Here is a 21,771-nt window from a genome sequence, read left to right as displayed (position 1 = left end):
TCTAGGCCTGCTGCTGCGCCTTTGAGATATGCGTCTGCAGCAGGTCGCACAGCTGCTGGATCCGTTCATTTTTCATCCGGTAGCTGACCCGGTTGGCAATGAGCCTGCTCGTGATCGGGAACATTTCTTCCATCTCAGCCAGCCCGTTTTCGCGCAGCGTCTGCCCCGTTTCCACCATATCGACGATACGGTCGGCGAGGCCGATCAGCGGCGCCAGCTCGATCGAGCCGTTCAGCTTGATCACTTCCACCTGCTGCCCGCGCTCGCGGAAGTACTTCGACGCTACATTCGGATACTTCGTCGCTACCCTTGGATGAATGACCGGCTTCCAATTCGGCAGCCCGATAACCGACATGCGGCAGCGCGCAATATTAAGGTCGAGGAGCTCATATACGTCCAGGTCCTCTTCCATCAGCACGTCCTTGCCGACAACCCCGATGTCCGCCACGCCGTATTCCACATACGTCGGCACGTCGACCGGCTTGGCCAGAATAAACTCCATGTTCAGCTCCGGCACCGGAACGATCAGCTTGCGCGATTCATCGATCTCCTCCGGGATCGCCAGCCCCGCTTCGCGAAACAGCTTGGATGCCTGCTTGTAAATGCGGCCCTTCGGCATCGCAACCTTCAACACGTCCTGCTCCATACCCAGCATCCCTCCTTATTTCAACCGTACGAGGCGGGAATACACTTCGCCGCGCCAGGATACGCCGCCGCCGGGCAGCTCCTGCGCCTCTTCCCATTCCCGCTCGCTTTCCACACGCTTCGCTACGACACGCGCCTCATCCTCGATGCGCAGCAGATGGGCGGTGCGCAGCGCCTCGCCGCGCTTCTCCGCCGAGTACAGCACAAGCACCGAATCCAGCTCCATCACCTGCTCGCTGTCAACCACCTCTAAAATCCGGTTCGTCTTCAGCGCAAAGCCCGTCGCCGCCGCCGGACGGCCAAACTGCTGAAGCAGCTTGTCGTACCGTCCGCCGCTGCATACCGGAAAGCCCAGTTCTGCGGCATAACCCTCAAAAATCATGCCTGTATAATAATCGAAGTCGCCGATCATCGTCAGATCGATCAGCACCTGCTCACACACACCGTAATCCTTCAAAATGTTCCATACCTCGCACAAGTGGCCGATCGACTCGGCTGCTCCTTGGTCGAGCTTCAGCTGCAGCGCCTGGCTGCAAATTTCTTCGCCGCCGCGCAGACGCAGGATGCCCGCAAGCTCCTCTTCTACGCCCTGCGGCAGGGCCAGCTTCCGCAGCGAATCGCGGTAGCCGACGAAGTCCCGGTTGAGCAGCCGCTCCTTGAGCTCCTGCTGGTCCTCCGGGCGTCCCGGCAGGGCTGCCTGCAGCAGCCCGTTCAAGAAGCCGACGTGGCCGATGGCGATCTTAAAGCGGCTGACTCCAGCCGCCTGCAGCGCCGCCACCGCGAGCGCAACCACCTCCGCGTCCGCTTCCGCGGAAGCGTCGCCGACGAGCTCGAGGCCGGTCTGGAAGAACTCCATATCCCGGCCCGCTTCCGCCGGCGTCGCGCGGAACACCGCGCCATGATAAGACAGGCGCAGCGGGAACGGGCGGTCCTTCAGCAGCGAGGACACGACCCGCGCAATCGGCGCCGTCATATCGGAGCGCATCACAAGTGTCGCTCCGTTGCGGTCCAGCAGCTTAAACAGCTTATTATCCGAGGTAGAGCTTGCAATCCCTACCGTATCGTAAAATTCCAGTGTCGGCGTCATAATTTCCTGATAACCCCAACGGCTCATACATTCCAGCACACGTGTTTCAATCGCCCGCAGCTTCGCTACCACATCCGGCAAATAGTCCTGCACGCCGGTCGGCTTCTCAAATACTTTTGGCTTGGACAAACGCTCCTCCGCCTTTCTATCGCAAAACGCTTTAGTGTGTTACCATACTACCATATTAACAAAGTAAAGAAGTTATTCGCAAGTTTACCATGGAACCCCTGTGCCGTCAACGGAATTCCCTAATGGCACCTTACCATAAATAATAAAGTCCCGATGATTGACGAATGCCATCACCGGGACCGAAGACGTTGATTCCCCTTAACGCTTTCTCTCATTTTTAATAACCGAAAACCGAGTTGTAGAGAATTGACTTGAACTCACCATCCGGTTTTTATACGAACCCAATTGTGTCTTTAGGCGGCTCCTCCGGTCCAGATTCGGCCAGACCGTTTTTCTTTTGCGCATCCCATTAAGCCTGCCTAGATTCCCCCCATGCTGCGTTCCGCTTGATTGCTGAATGTATTTGGCATAGAGGATCGGATTTTCGTAGGTTCGATAAAACGTCTTTTTCATCTTCGCCTTCTTGAAGCCGTAACGCTGGTCACGTCCGTTCATTTCGATAAAATACGGTTTTCCGGAACGATCCACGCCTATATCCAATCCTACGTCCGCAAGATTTTTTAATTGTTCCCCTAAATATTGAGTCATTTGGAGCGACACTCGCTGAACCTCCGCTGCTACCTGACCGGGGTTCTGGAAGCTGTGGCTAAACAATACACTGCATTTCTTTACGGTGCCTCTGCGAGCAACGTTCGTTACATGGCTGCCTTTTCGAGCGACTTTTCCATACATGCCTGTCATTTGCCACTGCCCGTCGGCGCCTCTTTGAACACTCACTCGAACGTCATACGGCTTCCCTTGATAATCGGCCAGTGGGATCGCTTCTTGAATAATATAATCTTTGGATTTAACATATTGATCCACCGTTTTTTCCGTCCTGCTTTGCGTCATGACCTTTGTTTTATGCGGAAGCTGAATTTTCCAAAGACGGTCGGATTGACGGGCGATTTTAATAATCCCTTTGCCAATACTGCTGCTTTGCGGCTTAATATATAAGCTCTTGAAGCTTTTCATCATATCCCGCAGCCGTTGACGGCCATATCCTTTCGTAGTTGGCAAATGTTCCATGAACCGTTTCTCCAATATCCGATGAATACGGTACTTCGAGTACCGGGTGCAGGAATTGAACACCTCATAGCGCCGGGATAATTTTTCGAGCTTTTGCTGCAGCTCCTTTGAAAAAGGCATCGCCCGGTTGTGAATGACCTTTGGAATTGCGTACTTGTTATACACATAGGAGCCGTTACGATACTTATAGCCGTAAGCGGCCTTCTTTGAGAGCTGCATTCGTTCCAAGCACAAATACACCGGAGTAAGGCCTTGTTTAACGGCTGCCCGATTATAGTACTCTAGCTTTTCATTGCCTGTTTTCCCGCTTTTAATGTTGCGAAATACATCCAAATCCACCAAGATTCCTATCGTTCCCACGGAATCCACCTCTTACATCCTGCGGGGATGAGTAACCCAATCCGCATAATTTTTAACAATCGGCACATTTTTGACCGGCCAATGCATATATTTCATTGCGTGGGAGGTATTGAACAATACAACCTCGTCATGCGGCCGAATCCAACCTTGCTCTCTCAACCTGCAAAAGCCCGCCCAAGTCGCTGCACCCTCCGGAGAAGAGGAAATGCCCAGCTTGCCCAAGTGAATACTTGCATTACGAATTTCCTCACCGCTGACAGCCACAGCCGTGCCGTTCGTCTCACGTAAAATAGAGAGAAGCCAATCCCCGTCTGGAGGATTTGGCACCCGCATCCCTGTCGGGGCTGATGTGACGTCCGAATTTTGTTCAGCGAAGCGTCCCGCCTGCACCGCATCAACAAGCGGCTGACAGCCTGCTTCCTGCACACTGACGAACCTCGGCAAGTCCCCATGGGCCATCCCAAGCTCCTTCAGTTGCCGAAATGCATTCCACATTCCAATAACGCCGGAGCCTCCTCCCGTCGGGTAAACGATGACATCCGGCAGCTTCCAAGCCAGCTGCTCCGCAAGCTCCAAGCCCATCGTTTTCTTCCCTTCCGCTCTTCCGGGTTCTTTCAATGTTCCGACGTGATGCCAGCCCTGCTCCGCTTTTCCATCCTGAATGATTTTGCCGGCATCGTGGATCAATCCATACACAAGCACCGTATGCGCGCCATATCCTACGCATTCTTCAACGATCAGACCCGGACAATCCTGCGGCACGAATACATAAGCTTCCATGCCTGCATATGCAGCATACGCAGCAAGAGCTGACGCGGCATTTCCATTAGAGTTGACGGCAACCTTGCTTACTCCGTATTCCTTGGCGATCGAAACGGCAGCGGAAAACCCTCTGGATTTAAAGCTTCCCGTCGGATTTTGCTCCTCTCTCTTGACCCAAAGCTTTGCTACGGATAAAGCTTTCTCCGCCCGATGCAGCCGGACAAGCGGCGTCCAGCCTTCCCCTAGAGACACAATATTGCTCGAATCCCGTACAGGAAGCAGCTCCCAGTATCGCCACATGGTTGAAGGGCGCTCCAGTAAGCTCTCCTTGGATAGCGTGTTTTGGACTTGCTCCAAATCGTATTCCACAACGAATGAACCGCCGCAAGAGCATCGCTCCAATGCCAATTGAAATTTCCGCGATTTTCGGCAGGCCCGACAAACCAGGTGAAACCTCTCCACCCCATATCCCTCCTTTACCAGTCGGCACCACCAGTTTATGTGCTTATCCTGAACTCGGCAGGGCATATAGCTCCCACTCTTGAAAATCATGGTTCCGCCTATACCATGGAATAGGTTGGTGAATAGGTTGAAATGAGCTAACCCCTATTTCGATAAGCGTGTAAAAAGCTGGGACAACGGAGGATGTTATGAAACGACTTCTATGCAAAGGGAAAATTCATAGAGCAACAGTAACGGAAGCAAGCTTGGATTACGTTGGGAGTATCACCATCGATGCCTCGCTAATGAAAAATGCCAACATTCTGCCTTACGAGATGGTGCAGGTAACCAGCCTACGAAATGCAACCCGCTGGAAAACATACGCAATCCCCGCTGCGGAAGGCTCGGGGAAAATTTGCCTCAATGGGCCGCCGGCACATCTTTTTCAACCGGGAGATCTGGTGATTATATTAAGCCTTGGTTTGTTTGAAGAGGAAGAAATCAGAACGGTCGTTCCGAGAGTTGTATTCGTGGACGAACAAAATCAAATGACCCACTATAAGGATCACCCGTTGTTTGATGAGGATGGGGAGGTAAATTGGGTTGCCTTACAACCGTAGCAAATATACGAAATATAGGCTGCTAAAAAGGTCCGCTAAAATTTCCCGTTATCTTCCGAAGACGCTTCGAATGAGCAAGAAGCATTTTCGATCCATGCTGTCAAAATATAAAAAGGTCATTGTGAAGCCCTCTGTCGGTTCAAAAGGGAGCGGCGTAATGTCCGTCTCTTCCTTGAAAGGCGGACGATACAAAGTCCAATATGGGAAAAAAAAGAAGACCGTTTCCAGCCGCCAGGCCGCATATTCCTATATTCGCAATAAGTCAAAAAATCGCTCTCTTATTGTCCAGAAGAAAATCCGACTTGCTAAAGTAAAGGGCAGGCCCTTCGATGTAAGGATTATGATCCAGCGGAAGGAAAACAGGAGCTGGGTGGTCACCGGGAAACTGGCAAAGGTAGCCGGATCCGGTTATATCATTACGAATGTAAATAGAAGCGGAGGGAAAGTACTTCCTCTTACGAGAGCCATTCGTTCTTCCAATATCAAACATAAGTCCAAAACCAAAATTAAGCGCAAGCTGAATACCCTCGCTGTGCGAACCGCTGTACACTTAAGCAAATATTATGACATCCGTATCATCGGTTTGGATGTCGGTTTGGACCGCCGCGGAAAGCCTTGGATTATTGAAGCAAATTTTAAGCCTGCGAAATCGATGTTTTTAAAATTAAAAGATAAATCGATGTATCGACGAATCATGGCGTTTCATCGAAAAGATCACCCATTATCCGACTGGAATCTATGATTTCACGCAAAGGGCGGCAGCTGCTGCGCAGCCTGCCGCCCCGATCTTGTCTTACCCCGATAAGCTCTCGCTTCCCTTTACACTTCGTTCTCTTTGTGCCCATACGACTACCGGGATCAAGAGCAGCGCCAAAACCCCGCCCGATAAGGAAAGGGCGGCAAAGCTCGTATGCGCCGCAACCATACCGGACAACGCCCCGCCTGAGGCCCCCGCCAAAGCGACCAGGACGTCGACCGTCCCTTGGGCCTTCGCGCGATTCGCGGGCTCGGTAGCGTCAACGATCATTGCTGTACCGCTGATTAAACCAAAGTTCCAGCCTAGGCCAAGAAGCGCGAGGGCCGCGGTAAGCAGCAGCATCGAATCCGGTGGAGCCAGCGCAGCCAGGATGCCGGCAGCCAGCAGGGTAGCCCCCGATGCATACGACATAAGCGTACGGCCGATTTTATCCACCAGCATCCCCGTCACGAGCGACGGAAGGTACATGGCCCCGATATGAATGCCGATCACGAGCCCAACTTCTCCTAAGCTGTGTCCATGATTTTTCATATGTACAGGCGTCATCGTCATAATCCCGATCATGACGATTTGCGTAATGACCATGACCGCAGCTCCGACGACAATCCCCCGATTGCTGCGCATCGATCCGCCTGCTCTCGACCCCGCAGAGCCGGACTGCTGCGCCTCCGTATTCGCTTCCGCAATCGCCTTTGCAACGAGGAACGGGTCCGGGCGGAGAAGCAAGAGCAGCACCAGCCCTGCTGCTACGAAAGCAACGGCTGCTAGAATAAAAGGCCCCGCCAAAGGGGGAATACCGATCGAGGCCGCAAAACCGCCCATGATCTCCACCATACTCGGGCCTGCTACGGCTCCTAATGTTGTTGATACCATGGCCGTGCTGACCGCCGTTGCCCTTTGCACCGGCTTCGCCAAATCCGTGCCTGCATAACGCGCCTGCAGATTCGTTGCCGACCCTGCTCCATAGATGAGCAGCGAGGCAAACAGCAGGCCGATACTGCCGAGCATCGCTGCGAGGATGACCCCGACCGCTCCAAGAGCTCCGGCAAAAAATCCGCCCGCGAGCCCCACTCGGCGGCCGAAGCGCTGAGAAAGCCGCCCGACGAGCAGCGCAGCCCCGGCTGAACCTAACGTAAACAGCGCCACGGGCACACCCGCATAGCTGTCTGTGCCAAGCATCTCTTGGGCCAGCAGCGCACCCACGGTCAGCCCAGCCGCAAGTCCCGCGCCGCCAAAAATTTGCGAGAAAACGACGATTCGGAGCGTCCGTTTATAGAGCTGCTCCTGCATTTGGGGAGAGTCGATATAACCCTGCAAGCCCGCAGGCGTCTCACCACTTCTTAACCCATTCTTCGGCATTGCCCGAACCACCCTTCAAGGTGCAATTTTTACCTACCCAAATTGGAGCATCCCACATGCGCGACTCTCCAAGCTTAGCTACTCGCCTATTCCGTGTCTTAGCTCTTGAAGACTTATTCTTATCGCACTACTCCGTCTCCGCCGCGGCAGCCTCCCGAATGACCTGCATCGGGTTACCCCCGACAAATGCGCCGACCGGCACATCCTTATGCACAAGGCTGCCCGCCGCAACAACCGCTCCGTCGCCGATGGTTACCCCCGGGAGAATGGTCGTATTCGCCCCGATCATCACGTTCGAGCCGATTTTCACATCGCCCAGCCGGTATTCCTTGATCAAATATTCATGTGCCAAGATCGTCGTGTTGTACCCGATAATGGAATTATCGCCTACTTCAATCCGCTCCGGGAAAAACACATCCGGCATCACCATGAGAGCAAACGCCGCATGCTTCCCCACCTTCATGCCGAGCACATGCCGGTAGATCCAGTTTTTCACCGGCAGGATCGGGGTGTACCGCGACACCTGGATAAAAACAAAATTCCGTACCCCTTTCCACCAGGGTACGGTTCGATAAATTTGCCAAAGAGCATTCGGCCCTTCAACCGGATAACGTTCTGTCTTTCTCAATAGGAACCCCTCTTTACACCCACCAAATCAAGCAGCTCCCGCATATCGCTGATGACATGCTTCGGCTTGTGCGGAAGCAGTGCATCGATGCCCTTCAGTGTCCAGGTTACCGCAACGGAGGTCACCCCGGCCGCATTCGCGGAATCGATATCGGCTCCGCTGTCCCCGACCATTATCGTGTTCTCCGCACGCGCACCAAGTGCCTCCAGCGCCTTGAGCACCGGTTCCGGATGCGGCTTTGGATTTTGCACATCATCCAGTGTAATGAGCGCCTTCATATAGTCGTACAAGCCGGTCAGCTTCAAGCCCATATCCGTTGTTTTGCGAATTTTCGTTGTCACCACGCCAAGTGTAATGCCCGCCTGATGCAGCTCTTCCACCACTTCCTTTACATAAGGAAAAGCCGATACCAGCTGGTCATGCATCGCCCAGTTGGACTCACGGTATTTCGCTCTGAGCGCCTCTACATCATCCCGTCCGGACAAATCGCGGAGCTGCTCATCCAGCGGCTTGCCCATGTGCGGAATAATATGTTCCCTAGTGATGTCGGTGTGGCCAAAATGGTGAAGCGCCTGTAAAAAGGATCGTAAAATCAGTTCATTCGTATCTAGGATGGTGCCGTCCAAATCGAACAGCACCGTATCAATGTTTACATTCATGTCGCACTTCCTTTAGTGTCATTCTCCCCCGGCTGCGAAGCCTGCGCATCGGTGGTTTTCAAAGTCTCTGTGCCGGTCTCCCTGTCAGCTTCCGCTTCAGCAGAATCACTTCTGGCAGCAGGCTGTGCTGCTGTCTCTGCGGAATTTTGTGCCGAAGCCGCGCGAGCCCCAGCTCCTTCCGGTACAATCGGATCCATATAACGAGGCGTCGCGTAGCCGAGCTTTCTGCGCACAATCATGAGCACGATCGCCGCGACAATTAACAGTACGCCGATCAGCTGCGCCGTGCGCACATTTCCATAAGCCATATTACCCGGCTCAAAAATAAGGTCCATCGGCGACCACAGCCCCTTCATCAGTGCCTGCAGCCATCCCGGACCGTCAAACGCCAAGCTGTCCGTACGCAGTCCTTCGACAAAGAAGCGGCCAATCGAATACCAGATAAAATAACTTAAGAACAATTCACCGGCACGAATAAACGGCTGGCGGCGCAGTGCAAATAACAAAATAATACCGACAATATTCCACACCGATTCATATAAAAACGTAGGATGGCGGAAGGCTCCGTCTATGTACATGTGATTTACAATAAAATCCGGAAGATGGAGCGTGCTCCGCAGGAACGGCTCCGTGACCGGGCTGCCGTATGCTTCCTGATTCATAAAATTTCCCCAGCGGCCGATGGCTTGACCGGCCAGCAGCGAAGGCGCACAAATGTCGGCGATCCGCCAAAAGTTGTAGCCTTTTTTCCTCGTATAGATCAATGCAGCAATAATCGCGCCAATCAGGGCCCCGTGGATCGCAATGCCGCCCTCCCAAATTTTAAACACATCGAGGAAATTGTCTTTATAATCCTGCCACTTAAAGGCAACGTAATAAATTCTTGCGCCCACGATGGCGGAAGGCACGCCGATTAGCAGTAAATCCATGAAAAAGTCAGACGGGATCCCGAATCGCTTGCCCTCCCGAATGGCCAGCCATAGTCCAACCAGTGCAGCCGTCCCCAAAATAATTCCGTACCAGCGAACCTCGATGGGACCGAGCGCCAAAGCGATCGGATCGATTGCCAAAAACATCACGTTACCTCCCCATTTTCACTTAGTCGACATCGTCGTAATCTTCAGCGATCGTCTCGGTCAGACGATTCGTAAATTGCAGCGCCGCGTTATACCCCATCCGTTTCAAACGGTAGTTCATCGCTGCAACCTCGATAATAACAGCCAAATTTCGCCCTGGACGAACCGGCACGGTAACCAGCGGAACATCGGTGTCCAGGATCCGTGTGGTTTCTTCATCTAGGCCCAAACGGTCGTATTGCTTATCCTGCTGCCAGTTTTCCAGCTTAATCACGACAGATACCCGTTTTTCCGAACGCACCGCACCCGCACCAAACAGGGTCATCACATTGATAATCCCCAGCCCGCGGATTTCAAGAAGATGCTTAATAAGCTCCGGCGCCTGCCCAAACAACGAATGATCCGAGGTTTGGCGAATTTCTACCGCATCATCCGCGATCAGACGGTGGCCGCGCTTAACGAGCTCCAACGCCGTTTCGCTTTTCCCGATGCCGCTGCTGCCGGTAATCAGCATGCCAATGCCGTAAACGTCGATCAAAACTCCATGAATCGTTGTTGTCGGTGCCAACCGGCTTTCCAGAAAAGCGGTAATTCTTCCCGCCAGGATCGTTGTCGCCACCCCGCTGCGCAGCACCGGAATCCCATGCTCCTCCGCAGCCTGCAATATGCTTTGCGGCACCTCTAAATCACGGGTTACGACAAAGCATGGAGTCTCTTCCGCACAAAGCTTGGAGACGCGATCCAGCTGTTCTTCATTCGATAATGTTTCATAAAACGTCAGCTCCGTACGGCCCATCACCTGTACACGCTCTTTCGGATGGAACTCGAAATAACCCGCCATTTCCAAGCCAGGCCTGTTCAAATCTGCGACAGTGATTCCCCTGCGTAATCCAGCTTCGCCGCATAATACTTCCATATTAAATTTTTTAACGAGGTCGTTCACTCGTACTTTTTTCGGCATGGTGCAAAATCTCCCTTGTTCCGGATTTTCAGCCGCGGCCAATAGTTCCATCCTAATCCATGTACGCAGCGAAATCAATTTTTCAATCTCTTGCCATTATATATGATTTTCGGAAAATACGTCGAGGAAACAACCTGCATACGTAAAAAAGCTCCTGCACGGAGATGAAGCACCGTACAAGAGCTTTGGGTTACGAATGAAATTTTACTTTGTGAACAACGCTGTTTCTGTTTCCTTATCGAAAACGTGAATTTTGTTCATATCGAACGCAAGCTTCACACTTGTATTCTCTTTCAATCCTGCGCGGCCGTCTACACGTGCAATGACAGAGTCTTTGCTCAAGCCGTTCAGGTACAGGAACATTTCATGACCAAGGTTTTCGGCAACATCGATATGTGCTTCAACGATGCTGTTCGGGGAAGCTTCCAAGAAAATTGGCTCTTGGTGAATATCTTCCGGACGAATACCAAGGATTACTTCTTTGCCTGCAAAACCCTTCTCGCGAACAATCTTTGCTTTTCCTTCCGGAATCGCAACGTTGATGTAGTCATTCACGAAGCGCATTTCTCCGCCTTCTTCCTTCAGCGTACCGTACAGGAAGTTCATAGAAGGGGAACCGATGAAGCCAGCAACGAACATGTTCAGCGGGTGGTTGTATACTTCTTCAGGGGAAGCTGCTTGTTGAACGATACCGTCCTTCATGATAACGATCCGGTCGCCCATTGTCATCGCTTCCGTCTGGTCATGCGTTACGTAGATGATCGTTGTTTCCAAACGCTTGTGCAGCTTGGAAATTTCAGCACGCATCTGTACGCGAAGCTTAGCGTCAAGGTTGGAAAGCGGTTCGTCCATCAGGAACACTTGCGGTTCGCGGACAATTGCACGGCCCAAAGCAACACGCTGACGCTGACCACCGGAAAGTGCTTTCGGCTTACGATCCAGCAAATGCTCAATGTCAAGAATACGAGCTGCTTCACGAACGCGAGCGTCGATGTCTTCTTTCTTGAACTTACGAAGCTTCAAACCAAACGCCATGTTCTGATATACGTTCATATGAGGGTAGAGCGCGTAGGACTGGAATACCATCGCGATATCGCGATCTTTCGGAGCAACGTCGTTTACAAGGCGGTCGCCGATGTAAAGCTCTCCTTCGGAGATCTCCTCAAGGCCTGCAATCATACGAAGTGTTGTCGATTTGCCGCAACCGGAAGGTCCGACCAATACGAGGAATTCCTTATCTTGAATGTCAAGGTTAAAGTCGCTGACAGAAGGTTTTTCTACACCTGGATATTTCTTGTATACATTCTTAAGAGTTACGCTTGCCATGATACGCTTCCCCCTCAAATCGTTGTTTTTGGTATACGTAAATCTTAACCGAAAGCGTTCTCTTTGACTATGCACAATCCCTACAAAAAAATCATTTCCTTTTCGTTACTTTATACAATAACAAGGCAAGCTTCATGAGAACGGCCCCTTCAAACGAGCGGACATCGATCGCTGTTTCCTGCTTGATTTTATCCAAACGATACAGCAGCGTATTCCGGTGGATATAGAGCTTCTTCGCCGTTTCGCTCACATTGCAGTCCAAGGAGAAAAACGTGTCCAGCGTCTGCAGCGTCTCCGTATCCAGCACCGGCTCGCCGCGCCCCAAAATTTGCTCGGCAAACCGCAGCTTCTCCGCCTCGGGCAGCGAGCTCAACAGAAGCTCCAGACGGAGCTTCCAAGGCAAATAGATCGGCTGCGCCGCATCAAACCTGCGGCCTGCTCCCATCGTTTCCCGCAGCGTGCGCGAAACCTGCGGGAGCTGTTCCGAAGGCTTGCAGGGATACGTTACAGCCACGTAGGACTTGCCTCCCCATTCTCCTTCAATCATATCGTGCAGGCCGGACGCAAGCGACGCAAGACCATCCTCCAAGCCTTCCTCATCCCCATCCCCTGCAGCCGTCAATAACGATTCTGGCGCCAGCACCACCCATTCGTTTTCCTGCAGCGGAATGAGGGTCACGTCCTCATCGAAGAACGATTCGAGCAGCTTCACCCGCTCGCTGTAAGACGTTTGCAGCGTGTCCGGAAATTCGCCGGCTACCAGAAACGGCAGCTTTCCCTGTCGCAGGGAAGGCAGCAGCGCGTAAGGCTCCGCCAGTGGAGCCATAGGCAGTCCCGGTGTGCTGCTGCGTATTTCTTTCATCAGCTGCTGACCGAGCTCGGTCATCATCCGTTCTTCATCGTAGCTTTCCACCGCCAAAGCAGGGGTATCCTCCGCCTGTGTAAGCAGAAACAGCTCAATTAACCGGATCTCGCGGTCTCTGAGCTCGTCCGCCGAAACCCCCAGCACCAAAACGCTGTCGGGCTCCAAAAATGTCAGCTTAAAATACCGAGAGCCTTCTGCGGCGATCGAAGAAATCTCCCCCATGGCCTCTTGTCCGCCCCAGGCCAGCCATAGCTCCTTCGGAATAATCTTCATTTCCATATCCGTTTGCAAAATTCTTTCCAGCTTTGCGACAACCGGCTCCCAATGCATCATAACTCTCCTCGGATGTACGATCTTTACTGCCGTTTTTTTACTATTCTAACACAAGAAACACCCCGCAGGCACGGACGGCCCCGGGGGTTCATTCGAATCTATTAAATAACGCGGCGGGCGGTCACATAGCGCTCTTTCCACCAATCACTATGAATCGAGCTGTACTTGACGCCGCCCGCGCCAAACGTGTGAATCATTTGGCCGTTGCCGACATAAATACCCACATGACCGATCTTATTGCCCGATGACGGGGTGGTGAAAAACACGAGATCCCCTACCTCAAGCTTGCTCTTGCTCACATACTTCCCCTGCTTTGCCTGATCGATCGATTTCCTTGGAAGACGAATCCCGTTTTCCGAGTAGATCGTCTTCATGAAGGACGAACAATCAAACGTGCGGGTTTGTCCATAATCGGCGCCGAATTTATAGGGAGTTCCCAAGTACTTGCGCGCGTCCAGCACGAGCCGGATTTTGAGCCTGTCCTCCGACTTTAGAATACGGCGGGCGCCAAGGAAGTTTTCTTTGTAGTAGCCAGTCAAGCTTTTCCGAACGACTTCGTCGGCGCTTTTTGAGGCAAGTACAACTTGATTATTGCCTATGTAAATGCCCGAGGAGCTTGGCTTGCTGCCGCTGCCAAAGAACACAGCATCGCCAACCTGTAAATCCGAAATGCGGGAAATCCTCGGCTTGTCCATCCGATACTGCGCCTCCAGCGAACGAGGCACCGAATAATCTAACGTTTCATAAATGTAATGGAGCAATCCGGAAGCATCAAAGCCTTGCGATGGCCTTTCCTCTCCACTGTCAAAATCTTTGCCGACCATCTTCTTGGCCAACGAAACAGCATCCATGTCATCGTAGGCTGCCATGACTGTGCCTGTGTGCATAAATCCGAACATAAAGGAAAATCCCAATGCTGCGGCAGCTGATTTCTTCATCAATGTTGCTTTCACAATATTCCCTCCCAGGAATCGTAAATTCTAGGTGGATTGGTAAACCTTCGATATCCACACTTAGATTACCATGGGTGGGAAACCCCTTTCACGCCTAAAATAATGGTATGGTTAGGGTTTTATTGGCTAATGAGGAATTGGACTATCGTATGACAAGCATTAATATTATCGAAACCAGCGAAAATACCGTGCCGATCAAATACAGAAAAGAGACCGTTTGTCTATGGGATAAGCCGCTCTTCATAAGGCTGTGATGGGTATGCAGCTTATCTGCCTTATGCAGGCCACGCCGCTCCAAAAAGCGCCGGGTAAATACAAATACCGTATCCATAATCGGCACGCCAAGCGCAAATACCGGCACAAGCACGGAAACGACCGTTGCGCTTTTAAAGGCCCCTTCAATGGCCAGCACGGCTAAAGCGTACCCCAAAAACGTCGCTCCTGCGTCACCCATAAAAATCTTGGCCGGATGAAAATTAAACGCTAGGAAAGCGATGCACGCTCCCGCCAAGACGGCTGCTAATAAGGCGGAATCCCGCTGACCCGACCACACGGCTACAATAAGCAGGGTCGTGGACGAAATCGCGGATATTCCCGAAGCAAGCCCATCCAACCCGTCAATGAAATTAATCATGTTAATAAAAGCGAACACCCACAGCATCGTGCCAACAATGACGAGGATCTCCGGGAACATATGCATTCCTCCGCCGATAAGCCGGGAAATGCCTGAAATTTCAATGCCATACACCAGAGGTATTGCAGACACCGCACTATAAATAAGCAATCTCGGCCAAACAGGGAACTCCAACCCTCGAGACTTATGCCAATCATCCACCAGCCCCGTAACGACCAGCGCCGCTCCGCCATAAACGATCGTTTGCGATAAATTCGTCCACCCCTCAAAAAGCAGCAGCGATATGACGGCTCCCGCAAAGATCGCCGCTCCTCCCATAAGAGGGATCGGTCGCGAATGGATTTTGCGTCCCGTCGGCTTGTCAAAAAAACCGGTCTCGAGCGCAACCCTCCGGACAGCCGGTACGAGCAGCAAAACGAGGGCAAGCGAAAAGGCAAAAGGCACTATTACTTCCATCGTATATCCCTCCCTCTCGATGCCTTTTTATTGTTCCCCAAACCGAAAGTACCGCATACGGCATCTGTAACCTTTGTATAGGACATAATTTTTTCTTGGATTGGAAAACATGTACGTACTGAGGAGGAATCGACCATGCTGCTTGGTTACGGAAGAAACCATATTCAACTTTCGCTTCTTGAGGGGGTTCCTTCAGATACGATTGCATACCGCGGTTACCGCCATGATCCCGGAATCCATCCTGAAGTCTGCACAGACGAAGAAAGGCTCCGCCTGCTTGAAGCGCTTCAGCAGCCTTATGATTCGCCTTTGCTCCGGGCATTGGCCGTTAAAGCCCAAAATGCCGTCATCCTCGTTAGCGACATTACAAGGCTGTGCCCGACACACAAGTTTTTGCCGATGCTGCTGGACGAGCTTAACGCTGGCGGGATCGCTGATGATTGTATCCACGTAGTTGTCGCCTTGGGTGCTCACCGAAGACTCACCGACCAGGAAATCCGCCGGCTCGCCGGGGAGGAAGCCTATCGGAGGGTTTCGATTGTCAATCACTCGGCGCGATCGGAGGACTGCAGCTTTATCGGGGTAACCTCCAAGGGGACTCCCGTTGAAATAAACCGAATTGTAGCCATGGCTGACCTACGGATTGCGACCGGCAATATCGAGCCGCATCGGCTTGTCGGAATGTCAGGCGGGGTAAAAGCGCTCGTACCCGGCGCAGCCTCCGTCAAAACCATTGAATCCAATCATTCGCTGTCATCCCGTTATCAAATCACTCCCGGCGATCCGAATAATCCGATTCATCAGGATTTGGAGGAGGCGCAGTCGATGCTGCCCATCCATTTCCTATACAACACGGTAGTCGATCATCAGCGGAAAGTTCTGTTTGCGGTATCCGGCAACATCCTTGAAGCCCACCGTAGAGGCGTAGTAGCGGCCAAGGGCTACTTTCTTGTACCGGTTCACAAAAGCTACGATGTGGTCATCGCATCGGCCGGCGGATACCCGAAGGATATGCAGCTGTACCAAGCGATCAAGACACTGCAAAATGCGAGCACCATTTGTAAGCCTGGAGGTACCATAGTACTTATTGCAAAATGCGAGGAGCTTTACGGAAACGGAACGTTTCAAACCTGGGCCGAAACGTGGACCGACCAGCAAAAAGCGCTGGATAGCCTTAAAGAAACCTTCGTATTGGGCGCTCACAAGCTAGAGCATATCCACAAGGTAACGAAGGAAAAGCAGGTGCTGCTTGTCAGCGATGTAGCCGCTCCGCAAGCCGAGCTGCTCGGCTTCAAGCCGGTCTACCCCGATGATTGCGAGCAAGAAATCAAGAAGCTGCTTGAGAGCTTTTCCTCGCCCGAGGTTGCGGTCATGCCCTGCGGTTCCATTACGTTTCCTGTAACAGGCCCATCGTCGGCATCGTCGTAAGCAGTTTCTACTAAAGGAGGACGGAAGCTATGTATTGGGAAGGCTGGACCTTGGAAAGATGGTCTGTGCTGTTTGTAAGTGTTGCATTTTTAATGATCGGCATTCAGGTCACCCTGTATCATTCCCGTCAAAATTTCCGCAACAAAGCCATGTGGGTGCCCGTAATTGAAGCCCCTATCTTTTTTTTGATCGGCCTGCTGCTTACCTTCTCTCGAACGGACGGCTTGGTGACCCTTTTTATGTGGATGATGGGGCTTGCTGTTCTCAGCGGGTTTATCGGATTCTATTTTCACACCCGCGGCATGAGCTCCCGCGTGGGAGGATGGACGATGCAAAATATACTAATCGGCCCGCCGATTGTACTGCCTCTCATGCTGTCCGCTCTCGGAGGCTTTGGCTGGCTCATATTTTATTTGTAAGGAGGGCGTCCGATGAGTGATAACGGTTTGCCCAAGGGCACACATTATCCGACCTATAATGTTATGGATCAGCAGGAGCACTGGGATGAGCATACTCGAAGCATTGTCAGATCGCGGCTGATCCGGGAACGTAATTATGAGTTTCTTACGATGCCCGAGGCCGAGCAAATTCGCGCGATCGCCGTCATTCTGACGGGAGATCATCGGGGACCGATCATTCAGTATGTGATCAGCCACGTGGACGAAGCCTTAGGGCGTTTTATCGGGGAAGCGGACCGCAAGCCGGGAATTCCTCCAGCTCCTGAGTTTATTCGAGACGGCTTAAAGCTGCTCGATTTTGCAGCTCTGCGTCTCTTTCAGGGGCCGTTTATCCAGATCGGCGAGGACAGCCAAAGCGTCATGCTGGACGAGCTAAGCCGAGAGTATGCCAAGCCGGTTGACGTGTGGGGACGATATCCGCAGAAAACCTTCTTCAAGAAGCTGCTTCGGATGACGATGGACGCATATTATTCCCATCCAACGGTATGGTCGGAAATTGGATACGGGGGACCGGCCTACCCTAGAGGGTACATACGGACCCACCCGAATCATCTTGATCCATGGGAGGCGAAAAGCGATGGCCAATGAGCTAAAGCGCAAATACGGCCGCGAAATCGTCGATGCCGTCATCGTTGGGGCCGGCGCGGCCGGCGGGGTTCTCGCTAAGGAGCTGGCGGAGGCGGGCATGAGCGTTGTCGTGCTGGAAGCTGGGCCGCTGCTTGATCCGCAGAAGGATTTTGCCAGCGATGAGCTTCGAATGCAAAGCCTCGGCTGGCAGGAAACACGCCTAGTCGACGGCGAAAACCCGTTAACGATCGGACACAACAACTCCGGGCGCGGCGTTGGCGGCGGGACCCTGCACTGGACGGGCGTTTTTCTGCGCTTCCACAAGTCCGACTTTCAAACGTTTACCGAAGACGGGGTTGGCGACGACTGGCCCATCACCTACCGGGAGCTTGCCCCGTACTACGACCGGATCGAGAAAGAAATTGCCGTCTCGGGGCCAAAGCATTTCCCTTGGGGAGAATTTCATGGCCCCTATCCGTTCCCGGAACGGGAGCCGCTTAGTCCGAACGCTTATATTTTCCGGCAGGGCTGTGAAAAGCTTGGCATTGAAACCGTCGTTTCCCCGCTGGCGATTTTATCTGCCCCATTCGAAGGACGCCCCCCGTGTATCAATCGGGGCTTCTGCAATCAGGGCTGCATGCCGAACTCCAAGTTCAGCACCTTAATCGTACATATCCCGAAGGCGATCAAAGCGGGCGCTGAGCTTCTCGCCGACTGCACCGTAACCCGCGTCGTTATGGGGAAGGACGGACGGGCGAAAGGCGTTGAATTCATTCACGACGGGAAAACCTACGAGCAGCGGGCCAAAATGGTCATTCTTAGCGCTTATGTCGTGGAGACCCCACGGCTGCTTTTGAATTCGTCCAACGGTCAATTCCCTAATGGACTCGCCAACGGCAGCGGTATGGTTGGACGAGGCGTCATGGTACACAGCTCCGCGGATGTGTACGGCAAATTCAATCAAGAAATACGTTTATATAAAGGTACTCCTGTGCTTTCCAGCACCCAGGATTTTTACGAAACCGATGAGAACCGCGGCTTTGCTAGAGGTTACACACTGCATGCCCATGGCGCGAGGCCGCTGGAGTTCATTCACGGGATATCGAACTCACAGAATCAAGGCCTGCTGTGGGGAGATAAGCTGCGCCGCACGGCTTTTGACTACAACTATTACAACCGCATTACCATGGTCGGTGAAGTTCTGCCGCACGCCGATAATCGTGTGACGCTTGCTGATGAAAAAGATGAAAACGGCGTTCCGCGAGCCAAGGTAACGTTCAGCTATGGAGACAACGACCAGAAGCTGATCGACCACGCGGTGCTGCAAATGAAAAAAATTATAATTGCCGCCGGCGGCAAGCCGGAATTCGTCACCTCCGACACCGCCCATATGATGGGGGGCTGCCGCATGGGAGATGACCCGGACACTTCCGTGGTCAACGCAGACGGACAGACGCATGAGATCCCCAACCTGTGGGTATGCGATGCGAGCACCTTTGTCACTTCCGGCGGCGGAAACCCGACGGAGACCGTATTGGCGCTTGCCCTGCGCACTGCTGACCGGATTAAGGAAAAAGCCGCAAAGCTCGAGCTGGCCGGAAGCGGCGTATAGCAGCTAAGTTTTGGCGGCAAAAAAGCCGAGTGACGTAAATTTTACGCCCTCGGCTTCTTTCCTTCTTCAGTATTACTCTCCCCGCGACCGTTCTCCCGTTGCTGACGCTTGGACAGGTACCGCCCTCGCCTTGCCCTTGGGCCAGTTCACCGTTACCATGCCCGCCACAAATAGCAGGACACCGATCACCACATAGATGCTCACCGGCTCCTTAAAAAACAGCCAGCCCCACAATACGGTGAACATCACGCTCGAATTGCTGACGATAACCGCCACAAAAAACGGTACGTGCTTGAGCGCCGTGGAGAACATATAAAAGCTGATTCCCGTGATTGCCCCTAGCAATAGTACCGATACAACCGCGGATACGCTCACTGTCCCTTTAAACTCAAACTGAAAGGGCAGCGGCAAAGCCGTAATCAACGCACTCCAAAAAAATACCGATACATTCATCGTGATCGCATCCATGGATTGCACCAGCTTTTTTTGACTTAACACATGAAACGCATAGCCGATCCCCGACAGCACAAACAGCAGTGTAACCGCCCCGTGCTCCGACACCATTTCATCAAGAGAATTGCCATTCCAGTTGACGAAAAAGACTCCGATTAAGCAGACCAGCGCCGCCAGCCACTCGATTCGCGAAATCGATTCCCGAAACGCGAATACCATCACCAGCAAAACTACAATCGTTCCCACCGGCGAGCCGATGATATACCCATACGATAATCCAAGTGCGATCCCGATATTTTCAAAAAAATAATTTGCGCTCTTTCCGACCGCCCCGAACCAAACCCAGCGTTCCTTTCCACGGATGCGGAGCTTCCCTTTTTTCCACCACAAGAGAGCAAGTAAAAACAATACCCCAATCGCGAAACGTAAAAAGGTGATCGTTGCGCTGTCCAGCATTGTCGAGGCCATTTTTACAAACACACCGACCAAGCTCCATAAAATTGCAACAACAAACACCAGTGCTACGTACATGCCCCCAGCACCCCCTACATCTACTTCGAAGCCGTCAATCGTCACAACAAATGGATTTGAGCTGTGCACAGTGCACTGCATTTGGAAGCCGATGTTGCACGTAATCTGGGTATGACTATACTCCCCATTCAGGGAATCGTCAACGGTGCATCAATCTTTTGTTTTCAACGGAAACTATAATAAATCAATTAGGAGGTGCGGGATAATGACAGTGGAAACCAACATTGCTGCTGGGGTTCATATTTTGCAAATTTTATTTGTGAATGTATTAATGGTGGAGGCAGGAGCCAAGCCCGGCTCGAATCAAAAAGACTGGGTCCTCATCGATACTGGACTGGCCGGTCACAGCGATCAAATAATTGAGTATGCGGAAAAAAACTTCGGTTGTCCTCCTAGAGCCATTTTGCTTACCCATGGCCATTTCGATCATGTCGGCGATATCGAGAAGCTTCTGAAGCGCTGGGACGTTCCCGTCCATGCTTACGAATCGGAGACTCCATACCTTACCGGGAAGGCCGATTACCCTCCAGGAGACCCTACCGCTGGCGGCGGGATGATGTCACTGCTCTCTCCTTTTTATCCTAACGAAGCGATCAATCTTGGAAATCGCGTTCATTCCCTTCCTGCAGATGGCTCCGTTCCTCACCTGCCTGCTTGGAAATGGGTTCATACCCCCGGTCATACACCAGGTCATGTTTCCTTCTTCCGGGAGCAAGACCGTGTACTCATCTCTGGCGATGCCGTGATTACCGTCAATCAAGAATCGGCCTTTGACGTTCTCCTTCAGCGTGAAGAAGTGAGCGGTCCTCCGGCGTATTTTACAACGAATTGGGCAGCAGCCAAGCAATCGGCTCGTACGATTTTCGAGCTTGCTCCGAGCGTAATCTACCCAGGGCATGGCCACCCCATGTCAGGTGATCGGCTATTACAAGGCCTCCATAGCCTTGTCGAGCGGTTTGAAGAGGTTGCTGTCCCGAAGGATGGTCGCTTTACCGACACGTTAGTTGGGGCAAAAAGCGAGCATGAAGTAAGGATTCCTTAGGCATCAGGTCGTTCGATACAAAGTATAAACTATAGGTATTGTTGTGAAATGAATTAGAGTAGTAAGCTGCTCTGTTAGCACTGCAAAATGAATCATGGAAATCGTCCGTATTGGGAAAACTACAATAAAATTTGTGAAGTGGAGGTCATTCCATCGTGGAGCAGGAACAAAAGCTGGACGTCCTATTTATGCCCGCTGGGGAAATCGTAGATGATAATATGCGGGAAGTGTTAAAGCTGTCTGTCGAGCGCGAGGAAGAAATGATGCGTACTTACTTAATTGCCGCGGAAAGAGTGGAGGATGAGGAATTACAAGAGCGTTTGCGTAACTTTGCAGAAGGCAACGCGAAACGATCCAGACAGCTAATCGATGAGCTGAACCGTTTTGAGGTTTTGGAGTAAGTAGGTAAAGCATCGCTGCATGTCTTAAGCCCCCTCCTTAGGAAGGAAGGGGCTTTTTGGCGCCTGCTTATAAAATAAAAAAACCATTGATCATATCAATGGTCTGATTTAAATACTCTTATAAAGATGAGCCATGTAGGACTCGAACCTACGACACCCT

Annotated in this window: 22 protein-coding genes; 8 read left to right on the top strand and 14 right to left on the bottom strand. The window is 52.2% G+C overall.

The features are described 5' to 3' along the window. Position 1: 1 nt before the first annotated feature. The 4 genes from hisG to GQS10_RS07925 all read right to left on the bottom strand — a co-directional run bounded on the left by hisG (position 2) and on the right by GQS10_RS07925 (position 4,513). Complete coding sequence (gene hisG, locus GQS10_RS07940; protein ID WP_424991774.1) at positions 2-646, bottom strand: ATP phosphoribosyltransferase; 645 nt, start codon at positions 644-646, stop codon at positions 2-4. A gap of 15 nt (positions 647-661) precedes the next feature. Next, on the bottom strand, positions 662-1,861 hold the full coding sequence (locus GQS10_RS07935) for an ATP phosphoribosyltransferase regulatory subunit (RefSeq protein ID WP_166240823.1): 1,200 nt from the start codon (positions 1,859-1,861) through the stop codon (positions 662-664). A 198-nt stretch (positions 1,862-2,059) separates the two neighbouring features. After that, entirely contained in the window at positions 2,060-3,289 is a 1,230-nt protein-coding gene (locus GQS10_RS07930; RefSeq protein WP_166240821.1) for a YheC/YheD family protein, read from the bottom strand. 12 nt (positions 3,290-3,301) lie between these two features. Then, on the bottom strand, positions 3,302-4,513 hold the full coding sequence (locus GQS10_RS07925; RefSeq protein WP_341805028.1) for a threonine synthase: 1,212 nt from the start codon (positions 4,511-4,513) through the stop codon (positions 3,302-3,304). Positions 4,514-4,701: 188 nt separating this feature from the next. Here GQS10_RS07925 and panD point away from each other — a divergent pair, with 188 nt between their 5' ends. Further along, positions 4,702-5,112 carry an aspartate 1-decarboxylase gene (gene panD / locus GQS10_RS07920; RefSeq protein WP_166240819.1) on the top strand — a complete coding sequence of 137 codons (411 nt, stop codon included), beginning with the start codon at positions 4,702-4,704 and terminating at the stop codon, positions 5,110-5,112. Further along, the gene (locus GQS10_RS07915; protein ID WP_166240817.1) at positions 5,096-5,854 is read left to right on the top strand and encodes a YheC/YheD family protein; all 759 of its coding nucleotides are present in this window, start codon (positions 5,096-5,098) and stop codon (positions 5,852-5,854) included. Before panD ends, GQS10_RS07915 begins: the two co-directional genes overlap by 17 nt. A 51-nt stretch (positions 5,855-5,905) precedes the next feature. On the opposite strand, the gene GQS10_RS07910 is transcribed toward GQS10_RS07915, so the two are convergent. From GQS10_RS07910 to GQS10_RS07870, 9 genes are all read right to left on the bottom strand, one after another. Then, a complete protein-coding gene (locus GQS10_RS07910) occupies positions 5,906-7,228 on the bottom strand; it encodes an MFS transporter (RefSeq protein ID WP_166240815.1) in 1,323 nt (440 codons plus the stop codon). A gap of 127 nt (positions 7,229-7,355) precedes the next feature. Continuing rightward, the gene (locus GQS10_RS07905; RefSeq protein ID WP_166240813.1) at positions 7,356-7,856 is read right to left on the bottom strand and encodes an acyltransferase; all 501 of its coding nucleotides are present in this window, start codon (positions 7,854-7,856) and stop codon (positions 7,356-7,358) included. After that, positions 7,853-8,515 (bottom strand): pyrophosphatase PpaX, encoded by a 663-nt coding sequence (gene ppaX / locus GQS10_RS07900; protein WP_166240811.1) that lies wholly within the window; start codon positions 8,513-8,515, stop codon positions 7,853-7,855. The genes GQS10_RS07905 and ppaX overlap by 4 nt, the downstream gene beginning before the upstream one ends. Further along, the gene (gene lgt, locus GQS10_RS07895) at positions 8,512-9,591 is read right to left on the bottom strand and encodes a prolipoprotein diacylglyceryl transferase (RefSeq protein WP_207952187.1); all 1,080 of its coding nucleotides are present in this window, start codon (positions 9,589-9,591) and stop codon (positions 8,512-8,514) included. The genes ppaX and lgt overlap by 4 nt, the downstream gene beginning before the upstream one ends. 22 nt (positions 9,592-9,613) lie before the next feature. Next, complete coding sequence (gene hprK / locus GQS10_RS07890) at positions 9,614-10,552, bottom strand: HPr(Ser) kinase/phosphatase (RefSeq protein ID WP_166240807.1); 939 nt, start codon at positions 10,550-10,552, stop codon at positions 9,614-9,616. A 204-nt stretch (positions 10,553-10,756) separates the two neighbouring features. Beyond that, the gene (locus GQS10_RS07885) at positions 10,757-11,878 is read right to left on the bottom strand and encodes an ABC transporter ATP-binding protein (protein ID WP_166240805.1); all 1,122 of its coding nucleotides are present in this window, start codon (positions 11,876-11,878) and stop codon (positions 10,757-10,759) included. Between the two features lie 91 nt (positions 11,879-11,969). Then, complete coding sequence (locus GQS10_RS07880; protein ID WP_166240803.1) at positions 11,970-13,073, bottom strand: PucR family transcriptional regulator; 1,104 nt, start codon at positions 13,071-13,073, stop codon at positions 11,970-11,972. A 104-nt stretch (positions 13,074-13,177) separates the two neighbouring features. After that, complete coding sequence (locus tag GQS10_RS23075) at positions 13,178-14,029, bottom strand: NlpC/P60 family protein (RefSeq protein WP_341805027.1); 852 nt, start codon at positions 14,027-14,029, stop codon at positions 13,178-13,180. 142 nt (positions 14,030-14,171) lie between these two features. Further along, the gene (locus GQS10_RS07870) at positions 14,172-15,119 is read right to left on the bottom strand and encodes an MraY family glycosyltransferase (protein WP_166240801.1); all 948 of its coding nucleotides are present in this window, start codon (positions 15,117-15,119) and stop codon (positions 14,172-14,174) included. A gap of 135 nt (positions 15,120-15,254) precedes the next feature. On the opposite strand from GQS10_RS07870, the gene GQS10_RS07865 reads away from it, so the two are divergent. Genes GQS10_RS07865 through GQS10_RS07850 form a run of 4 tightly spaced genes read left to right on the top strand, consistent with a single transcriptional unit; the run spans position 15,255 to position 19,184 of the window. Further along, the gene (locus GQS10_RS07865; RefSeq protein WP_166240799.1) at positions 15,255-16,547 is read left to right on the top strand and encodes a nickel-dependent lactate racemase family protein; all 1,293 of its coding nucleotides are present in this window, start codon (positions 15,255-15,257) and stop codon (positions 16,545-16,547) included. A gap of 29 nt (positions 16,548-16,576) precedes the next feature. After that, positions 16,577-16,966 (top strand): hypothetical protein, encoded by a 390-nt coding sequence (locus GQS10_RS07860; RefSeq protein WP_166240797.1) that lies wholly within the window; start codon positions 16,577-16,579, stop codon positions 16,964-16,966. A 12-nt stretch (positions 16,967-16,978) separates the two neighbouring features. Continuing rightward, the gene (locus GQS10_RS07855; protein WP_166240796.1) at positions 16,979-17,593 is read left to right on the top strand and encodes a gluconate 2-dehydrogenase subunit 3 family protein; all 615 of its coding nucleotides are present in this window, start codon (positions 16,979-16,981) and stop codon (positions 17,591-17,593) included. Then, complete coding sequence (locus GQS10_RS07850; protein WP_166240794.1) at positions 17,583-19,184, top strand: GMC family oxidoreductase; 1,602 nt, start codon at positions 17,583-17,585, stop codon at positions 19,182-19,184. The genes GQS10_RS07855 and GQS10_RS07850 overlap by 11 nt, the downstream gene beginning before the upstream one ends. 72 nt (positions 19,185-19,256) lie before the next feature. On the opposite strand, the gene GQS10_RS07845 is transcribed toward GQS10_RS07850, so the two are convergent. Next, positions 19,257-20,249 (bottom strand): DMT family transporter, encoded by a 993-nt coding sequence (locus GQS10_RS07845; RefSeq protein ID WP_166240792.1) that lies wholly within the window; start codon positions 20,247-20,249, stop codon positions 19,257-19,259. A 124-nt stretch (positions 20,250-20,373) separates the two neighbouring features. Here GQS10_RS07845 and GQS10_RS07840 point away from each other — a divergent pair, with 124 nt between their 5' ends. Then, entirely contained in the window at positions 20,374-21,210 is an 837-nt protein-coding gene (locus GQS10_RS07840) for an MBL fold metallo-hydrolase (protein ID WP_166240790.1), read from the top strand. A gap of 155 nt (positions 21,211-21,365) precedes the next feature. Then, complete coding sequence (locus tag GQS10_RS07835; RefSeq protein WP_341805026.1) at positions 21,366-21,611, top strand: hypothetical protein; 246 nt, start codon at positions 21,366-21,368, stop codon at positions 21,609-21,611. Positions 21,612-21,771 lie beyond the last annotated feature (160 nt).

This window comes from Paenibacillus turpanensis (genome assembly GCF_011421635.1).
Lineage (GTDB): Bacteria > Bacillota > Bacilli > Paenibacillales > YIM-B00363 > Paenibacillus_AK > Paenibacillus_AK turpanensis.
This window is presented reverse-complemented; position numbering and strand designations above follow the sequence as displayed.

Bases quoted from the DNA above. Each gene is read 5' to 3' on its own strand.
- hisG (WP_424991774.1), bottom strand. From the start codon at position 646: ATGGAGCAGGACGTGTTGAAGGTTGCGATGCCGAAGGGCCGCATTTAC.
- panD (WP_166240819.1), top strand. From the start codon at position 4,702: ATGAAACGACTTCTATGCAAAGGGAAAATTCATAGAGCAACAGTAACG.
- GQS10_RS07910 (WP_166240815.1), bottom strand. From the start codon at position 7,228: ATGCCGAAGAATGGGTTAAGAAGTGGTGAGACGCCTGCGGGCTTGCAG.
- ppaX (WP_166240811.1), bottom strand. From the start codon at position 8,515: ATGAATGTAAACATTGATACGGTGCTGTTCGATTTGGACGGCACCATC.
- lgt (WP_207952187.1), bottom strand. From the start codon at position 9,591: ATGTTTTTGGCAATCGATCCGATCGCTTTGGCGCTCGGTCCCATCGAG.
- hprK (WP_166240807.1), bottom strand. From the start codon at position 10,552: ATGCCGAAAAAAGTACGAGTGAACGACCTCGTTAAAAAATTTAATATG.
- GQS10_RS07885 (WP_166240805.1), bottom strand. From the start codon at position 11,878: ATGGCAAGCGTAACTCTTAAGAATGTATACAAGAAATATCCAGGTGTA.
- GQS10_RS07880 (WP_166240803.1), bottom strand. From the start codon at position 13,073: ATGCATTGGGAGCCGGTTGTCGCAAAGCTGGAAAGAATTTTGCAAACG.
- GQS10_RS07870 (WP_166240801.1), bottom strand. From the start codon at position 15,119: ATGGAAGTAATAGTGCCTTTTGCCTTTTCGCTTGCCCTCGTTTTGCTG.
- GQS10_RS07865 (WP_166240799.1), top strand. From the start codon at position 15,255: ATGCTGCTTGGTTACGGAAGAAACCATATTCAACTTTCGCTTCTTGAG.
- GQS10_RS07860 (WP_166240797.1), top strand. From the start codon at position 16,577: ATGTATTGGGAAGGCTGGACCTTGGAAAGATGGTCTGTGCTGTTTGTA.
- GQS10_RS07855 (WP_166240796.1), top strand. From the start codon at position 16,979: ATGAGTGATAACGGTTTGCCCAAGGGCACACATTATCCGACCTATAAT.
- GQS10_RS07850 (WP_166240794.1), top strand. From the start codon at position 17,583: ATGGCCAATGAGCTAAAGCGCAAATACGGCCGCGAAATCGTCGATGCC.
- GQS10_RS07845 (WP_166240792.1), bottom strand. From the start codon at position 20,249: ATGCAGTGCACTGTGCACAGCTCAAATCCATTTGTTGTGACGATTGAC.
- GQS10_RS07840 (WP_166240790.1), top strand. From the start codon at position 20,374: ATGACAGTGGAAACCAACATTGCTGCTGGGGTTCATATTTTGCAAATT.